Source organism: Streptomyces sp. MB09-01 (assembly GCF_033794505.1).
Lineage (GTDB): Bacteria > Actinomycetota > Actinomycetes > Streptomycetales > Streptomycetaceae > Streptomyces.
In genome coordinates, this window is sequence record NZ_JARAYQ010000340.1 from 1 (window position 1) to 7,124 (window position 7,124).

Genomic DNA, 7,124 nt, shown 5'->3' on the forward strand with positions numbered 1-7,124 from the left:
CCCGTACGCGCCCCACCCGAACCCGCAGTGGCAGAGCCCAGGAGAACCCCGTTGATCCCCGCAGTCCTCACCCCCGAGATCGCCGCGATCGGCATCGCGCTGGGCCTGCTGTTCTCCCTGCTGTGCTACCTCACGACGAACCTCTCACCCGGCGGCATGATCACCCCCGGCTGGCTCGCGCTCACCCTCATCGAGGACCTCCAGCGCGCGGCGCTCGTCGTCGGCATCACCGTCCTGACGTACGCGCTCACCCTCGTCACCCAGAAGTTCGTCATCCTCTACGGCAAGCGCCTGTTCGCGGCCGTCGTCCTCATCGGCGTGCTCCTCCAGGCCACGGTGGTCATCGTGCTCCAGATGAAGTTCCCGCTGCTGTACGCGAACCAGACCCTCGGCTTCATCGTCCCCGGGCTGATCGCCTACCAGCTCGTCCGCCAGCCCAAGGGCGCCACGCTGCTCGCCACCGGCTCCGCGACCCTCATGACGTACGTCGTGCTGACCTCGGGCATCCTGCTCGGCTTCATGCCGCACGCCTGACCGACGCCACGCCCGATCACCCGCACCGCCCGGAGCACCGATGACCGTCAAGCCCGCCCGCCGCACCCGCCCCGTCCTGCACGCCGCCGTCCTGGCGGTCCTGCTGGCCGGCAGCGCGTACTTCACCTACGAGCTGCGCAAGGAGGAGCAGGCCCAGGCACCGGCGGTGCTGCGCGTCACCGACCGGGCGCAGAAGGGCGGCGGCCAGGACGGCACCCAGAAGTGGGACCGGCTGAAGAACCCGGACCGCTCGGTCCTGCGGGGCGCGGACGGAGACGTCCTCGCCACCTTCACGGACGGGGCGCGCACCGCATCGCTCACCGGCAAGAGCCGCACCTTCACCGAGCCGGCCACCACCCAGGCCCGCGTCGTCACCGACAACTGGGTCCGCCTCCTGCCGGAGAGCTGGCGCAACGGTGCGGAGCGCGAGCCGTGGTTCCAGGAGTGGTTCAAGAAGTACTACGGCAGCGAGGAGGACGACCTCTTCGCGATCGCCTTCCAGTACGGTGACCAGGCGCCGGTCAAGAAGGACGCCACCGGAATCCAGTACGCGGGCGACGCCGCCTTCGGGCCGCTCAACCCGAACGGCTCCGCCGGCAACGACCTCCGTCTCGAGCAGTCGGACTTCTACGACTACCTCGGCACCCCGTACACCTTCCGAAACGGCACCACGGAGCAGCCGGAGAAGGCCAAGTACCGGTCCCTGGACTGCTCCGGCTTCATCCGCACCGTCTTCGGCTACCGCGGCCGCTTCCCGCTCATGGCCTCCGACACGGGCGGCAACGGACTGCCGCGCACCGCCAACGGAATGGCCCGATCGAAGACCGGCGTGGACATCCTGCCGCTCAAGGGCGTCGCCCCGCAGGACCGGCCGGCCTCCGTCGACGTCCTCCAGCCGGGCGACCTGGTGTTCTTCAAGCTCGATACGCGCTCCGGCGAACGACTGGACCACACCGGCATGTACCTCGGCAACGACACCGACGGACACAAGATCTTCATATCGAGCCGCGAAGAGGCCAACGGCCCCACCATCGGCGACAAGGGCGGCGCCTCCCGCCTCGACGGCAACGGCTACTACGCCGCCGCCCTGCGCAGCGCCAAGCGCCTCTGAGGCCCTGCGAGCGAACTCCAGCTCACCGATCTCGGTCGGCCCTCCCGGGCTGCCGCGAGGAGGGGGGCAGGTCTGCAGGGTCGTGGCGGGCGCGCAAGGACCGGACCGCCTCCTCGTGCGGGTGGCCCCTCGACGCTGCGGTCGAGGGGCCACCCGGTGTCGCGGAAGACCGGCGTCCGGCCGGCGGCGGGCTCAGAGCGTCAGCACTCGCGCAGGCCCGGCGCGGGGTCGACCGACGTGTGGACGTCCACGGCCGCGACGTTCCCCCACTGGCCGTTGTCCAACTGGGTCCAGTACCAGACGTTGTTGCCGCCGGCGTGCTGGTCACCGCGGCCCCAGCACTGGAACCAGCTGGGGCTCGTGTTCAGCGGCCCCCGCACCGCGGAGTTGTACCGGCGGTGCTCGTAGCCCTTGGCGCCGACCCGATTGCCGCACCACAGCTTGCCGTCGGCGCGGACACCACATTCGGCGGCCGCGCTCTTCCCGGTGGCGGGCGTCGCCGCGGCGGGCCCGGTCACGGTGGCCATGCCCCCCGCGAGTGCGGCGGCGGCGAGACCCAGGGCGATCTTCTTGCGTGCGGACATGTTTCCTCCTCGAGAGGGCTCCCTGGGGAGCCGGGTGATGGGTGTGCGTGGTCAGTGGTGCGGGTGGTGCGGATTGTGCTCAGGGGCAGGTACGTACGCCGTCCAGCCAGGCGGCGCCCTTGATGTAGATGTTGGTGATCCACGCCCCGTACTCGGGCAGGTAGGACCAGGCGTCGTTGGTGTAGCCCTCCGCCGTCACCGGTTCCGCGTGCTTCTGGCACTCGACGCGCACCGTGGTCGGGCCGGGGAACCGGTGGACCCGCGGGCTCGTGGTGGACGGCTCCTCGTGGGTCCACACATCCGTGCCCCACGTGCTGAACGTGCCGGGGGCCGCCGCCGGCGCAATGCGGACCGCTCCCGCGTAGTCCCCGCCCAGCCGTACGTCGCTGACGGTGATCCGGGTGCCCGATTCCCGGGCCTCCACCATCTTCCCCGCGCCCAGGTAGATCGCGATGGGGTGGACGGAGCCCCCCGACCCCCAGGCCAGCAGGTCCCCCGGGAGCAGCGGCGCCGTCCCGTGTGCGGCCGTGAAGCGCTGCTTCACCTGCGGCGAGTGGAACTGGTGGTACGCGTTGCCGGACAGCGGGTCGCCGCCCGCCGCACGTGCGTAGGCGTACCGGACCAGGCCCGAACAGTCGAAGCCCAGCCGCTCCGGGTCGTGTGCGCTGTCCGGGTCGCTCGGGTCGACCTGACCGTACGTCGGCCCCGGCTGTTGGCCGTGGCCGCCGCCCCAGGTGTACCAGACGCCGATCTGTTCGCACGCGGCTGCTACGGCCCGCTCAGCCACCGCGGAGGCCCCGGGGGCGAGCACGCCGCACGCGCCCTCCGCCTTGGGTGCCGCGGCCGCCGTGGCGCCGCCGGCACCTCCCCAGGTGGTCATGAGGGCGAGCACCGCAACCGCCGCCACCGCTGTTCTCCGCATCGCCATGTCCGGTCCCCCGTCCCGGCCACGCGGTGTCCCGCGGGCCGTCATGCTCGTCGTGGTGTTCGCGGCGTGCTCGTCGTACCGAGCACGGGCCGGCCGTCCGACCGTCCGACCGTCGGGCACTACGAGCCTGTGCGCCGCCACCCCTCCGTGTCGAGGAGGCACGGGTCGCCCACCGCAACGGGAAACGGGAAACTCCCGGGAAACCCCCTCCCACCAGGCTCTTTGAGTATCCGTCAACAGGCCGCTCGGCGGGGCCAGGGACGACCGGGTCAATGCCGGGGGTCGGGGCCGAGGGGGACAACGCCGGTCGAGCCAGTCGAGCCGGTCGAGCAGTCGAGTCGGGCGGGCAAGTCCCGGCGGGGCGCGCGCGAGCGACTACGCGTCCGGGCGCGTCCATCGCTTGATGATGCGCGGCTGGGAGTAGGGGGCCGGCCAGGCCTGCAGTCGGATCTCCTCGGTGTCCTCCGGCTCGTCCTCGCAGTCGGGGTCGGGGAAGGCTGCGGCCGCGAGGTTCCGTCGGGAAGCGCGGATGCGTGTCCACCCGGCGGGCATGTCGAAGCGTGCCGCGTCGGGGAAGTAGTCGGTGCAGCCCAGCACGACGAGACTTCCCGAGACCAGGTTGAGGCTTGCTTCGACGACGTGCTCGAAGTCGTCGTTGTCGTCGTCCGGCTGTTGCGTGAGGACGTGGACGCTGACTGCCACGGTGACGTTGATGTCCGTGCCGATGGCCAGGGCACCGTCAGTGACGCCGAGCCCGTCCAGGACGGCTTGTTCGGTCCACACATCGCTCAGGTCGCCCTCGGACTCGTCGTCCAGGACGTGGATCTGGAAGTAATCCGCAAAGAGCTCAAGGTCTGTCACCACGTGGCCATCATCGCTGCTGCTCAGGGAGGGCGGAGCAGCGGGGTGAGGCTGTCGGTGCCCAGGACATGGCGGGCTGCCCGCGTCGAGGCGAACCACAGCAGGGGTGGCCGGGGCCGGCGCAATGCCTGCCGTCACCCGCCGACCCCGACCTTCGGCTCGACCTGGAGAATGCGATGGCATGAACGCTCAGTCACTGTGGGGTCCTCTGGACAGACCGCTCCGCGCCCTGCGCGGGTACCCGCGCCGTGCGCCGCTGACCTTCGCCTATGTCTGCCTGCTCCTGGTCAGCCATGCCTGGGTCATCTACGGGTTGTCCGCCGAGCGGGCGGCCAGCGTGTTGGGCTACGTCAGCACGAACCTGGACAACCTGCAGGACCATCCGTTGTCCGCGCTGCTCGGCAGCGTCCTGTTCTTCGACGGCACGCTCACGGACGTCACCTCAACCGGTTTCGTGGGTACCTCGATCACCCTGGGCCTGGGTGTCTGCTGCTTCCTGGCCTGGGCGGAGCACCGGTGGGGGAAGTCGCGCGCCATGGCCGTGTTCGTCGGCGGGCATGTCGGGGCCACCCTGCTCACTGCCGTCGTCATCAGCGTCGCGCTGCAGCGCGGCTGGTATCCGGCTGCCGTGCGGCAGTCCTTGGACTACGGGGTCAGTTACGGCGCCCAGACCGTGCTGGCGATCGGCACACTCGCCCTGCCTCGGTGGGGCCGCCTGCCTTGGGCCGTCTTCGTGCTCGGATGGCCTCTCGGCGGTGCCGACTGGAGCGGGCCGCTGCCGGACTTCACCACGATCGGCCATCTCGTGGCGGCAGCCCTTGGCTTCGGGCTGTTGGGTGTCCCGGCTTTCAGGCGGCAACGGGTCCCCGCTGGCGGACTGTCCTCCACTGCGAGCGACGTCGGGCCGCACCGAGGCTCCGTTCCGGAATCGACGTCACCGGCGGCAGGAACGGAGACACCTCCATCGGTCTGAGCTCCAGCGACGACGAGAATGAGCCAAGTGCGGCAGCAGCCGTCCACCTCTTGTCCCCGCGGCCGCCGACCGCCACCTGCTCAGGAAGCGAGCGGGGTGGTCGTGGCCGCGGCCTGCTTCTGCTCCAGGACCGCTGCCACCCGCGCGTCCGCGCTGAGGTGTCCATCGCCAGGTACCGCGCGACGTCCGGCAGTCCGGCTCTCACCCGCGGCATCACGTAGAGCAACGCCTGCCGGGGCACGTCCTGGTACACCTGCAACTCCAGCTTCCCGCCTACCGTGCCCCGAAGGACCACTGACTCCCACTCCAGCAACGGCCGGGACTCGACTGCGAGCCACCGTACGAGCCCGGTCTGCCCCACCGTCCCCGTCCACCGCGCCCCCGGGCTCCGGCCCGGCCCCGGCCTGCTGCCTCTCGTCCGATGCTGGTCTTTCCGTACTCTCCCTGCTGCCGCGGGGCGGGTTCCTTCGCCGAGGGCAGCGCCACCCGCGCACCCGGGACAACCGACCACGCGCCCCGTGACGCGTCGGCTGACGGGCTGGTTGACCAATGCAGCCCCACCTCGCGCTGCTCCTCGATGGCATCATTGCAGGTGTGAGATCCCCCGACGCGACACCCAACGCCGACCTGGTGCATGCCCGTTGGCGTACCCGGGAGGCGCCCCACGGAGACTTCATCATCTTCTCCGACGGCTCCCTCTCGGTAATGGAACTCGTGCGCTCCTCCCCTGCAGGCCGACTCCACGACATGCGGGCCGAGACCTGGCAGTGGTGGGAGGTCCTACGGGCCACCGAGTGGACCCCCAACGACTGGATGGACGTCGATACGACGCTTGCCTCTTGCGTCAATGCCGGAAGCCGCGCCCTGGCGGGCGAATCTTCGGACCACGGCAGTATCGGCTGGGTCGCCCTGGCTCAGGACGATGACCACAGCACGTTGGAATGGATCGCGGTCTCCTGCTCGTCCAATCCCTTCACCGAAGTCACCTTGGACGCCACCACGGTGACCGCCACCAGCACCCTGGGCCGTATCTGGACCTTCCCCCGGAACACCCCCCAGCAGGTGAAGATCACCGAGGATCCGGCCTATCCCTGGGCCTCGCCGCCCCAGACAATCGATCCCGCGAGCTAACCCGCTCATCTGCCACCTCGATCCATCACGGTGCAAGCGCTCCATCCGTCGGAGGCGCGACCCATCCCCGCCCCCTTGCCGGGCGCAGCCCGCCGCCGGGGGCAGAAACACCGTCCCCGCCGAGGCTGGTCACAGGGGTCAGCGCAGTGCGATCTCGCCCGCGCGAAGGACACCCATCACACGCTCGACAGTCTCCTGGACTTCGCCGACGGGAGCCGCGTACCCGATGGCGCCGCGCGCGGCATCCTCCCCGAGCATCCGGGTGATCACCCAGGCAGCAAGGTACTGCGATGCCAGGCAGCCGCCCGCCGTGGCGATGTTCCCCTCTGCGTGGAACGGGGCGTCCAGCACGGTGACGTCGCATGCCTCGACGTAGGGCCTGCTCGTCATGTCCGCGCAGGCCGGCATCCCGGCCAGCAAACCGAGTCGTGCAAGTACCAGCGCGCCAGAGCACTGCGAACCGATCAGCTGCCGCGAAGGCTCGAGCCGCAGCATGGCGAGCAACCGGTCATCGGCGACCACGTCGCGCGTCTTCACCCCGCTGCCTATCAGCACAACGTCGGCCTCGGTGAGGAACTCCATCGGACGCTGCCCGGTCACCTCGACTCCGTTCATCGAGGTGACCACGGGCGCGGGTGTGGTGATGAAGGCTTCCAGGCCGTCTTTGCGACACCGGTTGATCAGCGCTGAGGCGATGAAACTGTCGAGCTCGTTGAACCCGTCGAAGGTGACCACGGCAACCTGCATCGCAACTCCCTGAGTATGACGTCCAGGCATCAAGCGTCTCAAAGGTGCCGAGCCCGACTCACGGGCCAAACGACGGCTGGTGGCATGCCTGCCACTGCTCTCGCAGTCCCAGACCTCCAGCCCCGCTCGTTCACGGCCGACCGCCAACTGGACGCCCCGAGCTCAATCGTGCTCGTCCTCGTTGGTACCGACCCGTCAACGCATGGGCACCGCGAATGCCCCGCCCCCAGCGCTTCTGGCGGATGCTCCCTCCCC

The 7,124-nt window shown here is 70.1% G+C and carries 8 protein-coding genes; 4 read left to right on the plus strand and 4 right to left on the minus strand.

Annotated features, from left to right (window positions below; translation table 11 throughout):
- Positions 1 to 51 precede the first annotated feature (51 nt).
- Both PV721_RS39030 and PV721_RS39035 read left to right on the plus strand, forming a co-directional pair.
- Complete coding sequence (locus PV721_RS39030) at positions 52 to 534, plus strand: poly-gamma-glutamate biosynthesis protein PgsC/CapC (RefSeq protein WP_319732952.1); 483 nt, start codon at positions 52 to 54, stop codon at positions 532 to 534.
- 40 nt (positions 535 to 574) lie between these two features.
- Complete coding sequence (locus PV721_RS39035; protein ID WP_319732955.1) at positions 575 to 1,645, plus strand: C40 family peptidase; 1,071 nt, start codon at positions 575 to 577, stop codon at positions 1,643 to 1,645.
- Positions 1,646 to 1,845: 200 nt separating this feature from the next.
- Here PV721_RS39035 and PV721_RS39040 read toward each other — a convergent pair whose 3' ends face one another.
- The 3 genes from PV721_RS39040 to PV721_RS39050 form a co-directional block, all read right to left on the minus strand.
- Complete coding sequence (locus PV721_RS39040; RefSeq protein WP_319732957.1) at positions 1,846 to 2,229, minus strand: hypothetical protein; 384 nt, start codon at positions 2,227 to 2,229, stop codon at positions 1,846 to 1,848.
- 79 nt (positions 2,230 to 2,308) lie between these two features.
- Entirely contained in the window at positions 2,309 to 3,136 is an 828-nt protein-coding gene (locus PV721_RS39045) for a C40 family peptidase (RefSeq protein ID WP_319732959.1), read from the minus strand.
- Positions 3,137 to 3,532: 396 nt separating this feature from the next.
- The gene (locus tag PV721_RS39050; RefSeq protein ID WP_319732961.1) at positions 3,533 to 4,021 is read right to left on the minus strand and encodes a hypothetical protein; all 489 of its coding nucleotides are present in this window, start codon (positions 4,019 to 4,021) and stop codon (positions 3,533 to 3,535) included.
- 178 nt (positions 4,022 to 4,199) lie between these two features.
- On the opposite strand from PV721_RS39050, the gene PV721_RS39055 reads away from it, so the two are divergent.
- Complete coding sequence (locus tag PV721_RS39055) at positions 4,200 to 4,991, plus strand: rhomboid-like protein (protein WP_319732962.1); 792 nt, start codon at positions 4,200 to 4,202, stop codon at positions 4,989 to 4,991.
- A gap of 549 nt (positions 4,992 to 5,540) precedes the next feature.
- The gene (locus tag PV721_RS39060; protein ID WP_319732964.1) at positions 5,541 to 6,122 is read left to right on the plus strand and encodes a hypothetical protein; all 582 of its coding nucleotides are present in this window, start codon (positions 5,541 to 5,543) and stop codon (positions 6,120 to 6,122) included.
- A 138-nt stretch (positions 6,123 to 6,260) separates the two neighbouring features.
- On the opposite strand, the gene PV721_RS39065 is transcribed toward PV721_RS39060, so the two are convergent.
- The gene (locus PV721_RS39065) at positions 6,261 to 6,869 is read right to left on the minus strand and encodes a DJ-1/PfpI family protein (RefSeq protein WP_319732966.1); all 609 of its coding nucleotides are present in this window, start codon (positions 6,867 to 6,869) and stop codon (positions 6,261 to 6,263) included.
- Positions 6,870 to 7,124: the final 255 nt, after the last annotated feature.

Excerpts from the sequence above, each read along its gene's own strand:
- PV721_RS39035 (WP_319732955.1), top strand. The coding sequence starts at position 575 with ATGACCGTCAAGCCCGCCCGCCGCACCCGCCCCGTCCTGCACGCCGCC.
- PV721_RS39040 (WP_319732957.1), bottom strand. The coding sequence starts at position 2,229 with ATGTCCGCACGCAAGAAGATCGCCCTGGGTCTCGCCGCCGCCGCACTC.
- PV721_RS39055 (WP_319732962.1), top strand. The coding sequence starts at position 4,200 with ATGAACGCTCAGTCACTGTGGGGTCCTCTGGACAGACCGCTCCGCGCC.
- PV721_RS39060 (WP_319732964.1), top strand. The coding sequence starts at position 5,541 with ATGCAGCCCCACCTCGCGCTGCTCCTCGATGGCATCATTGCAGGTGTG.
- PV721_RS39065 (WP_319732966.1), bottom strand. The coding sequence starts at position 6,869 with ATGCAGGTTGCCGTGGTCACCTTCGACGGGTTCAACGAGCTCGACAGT.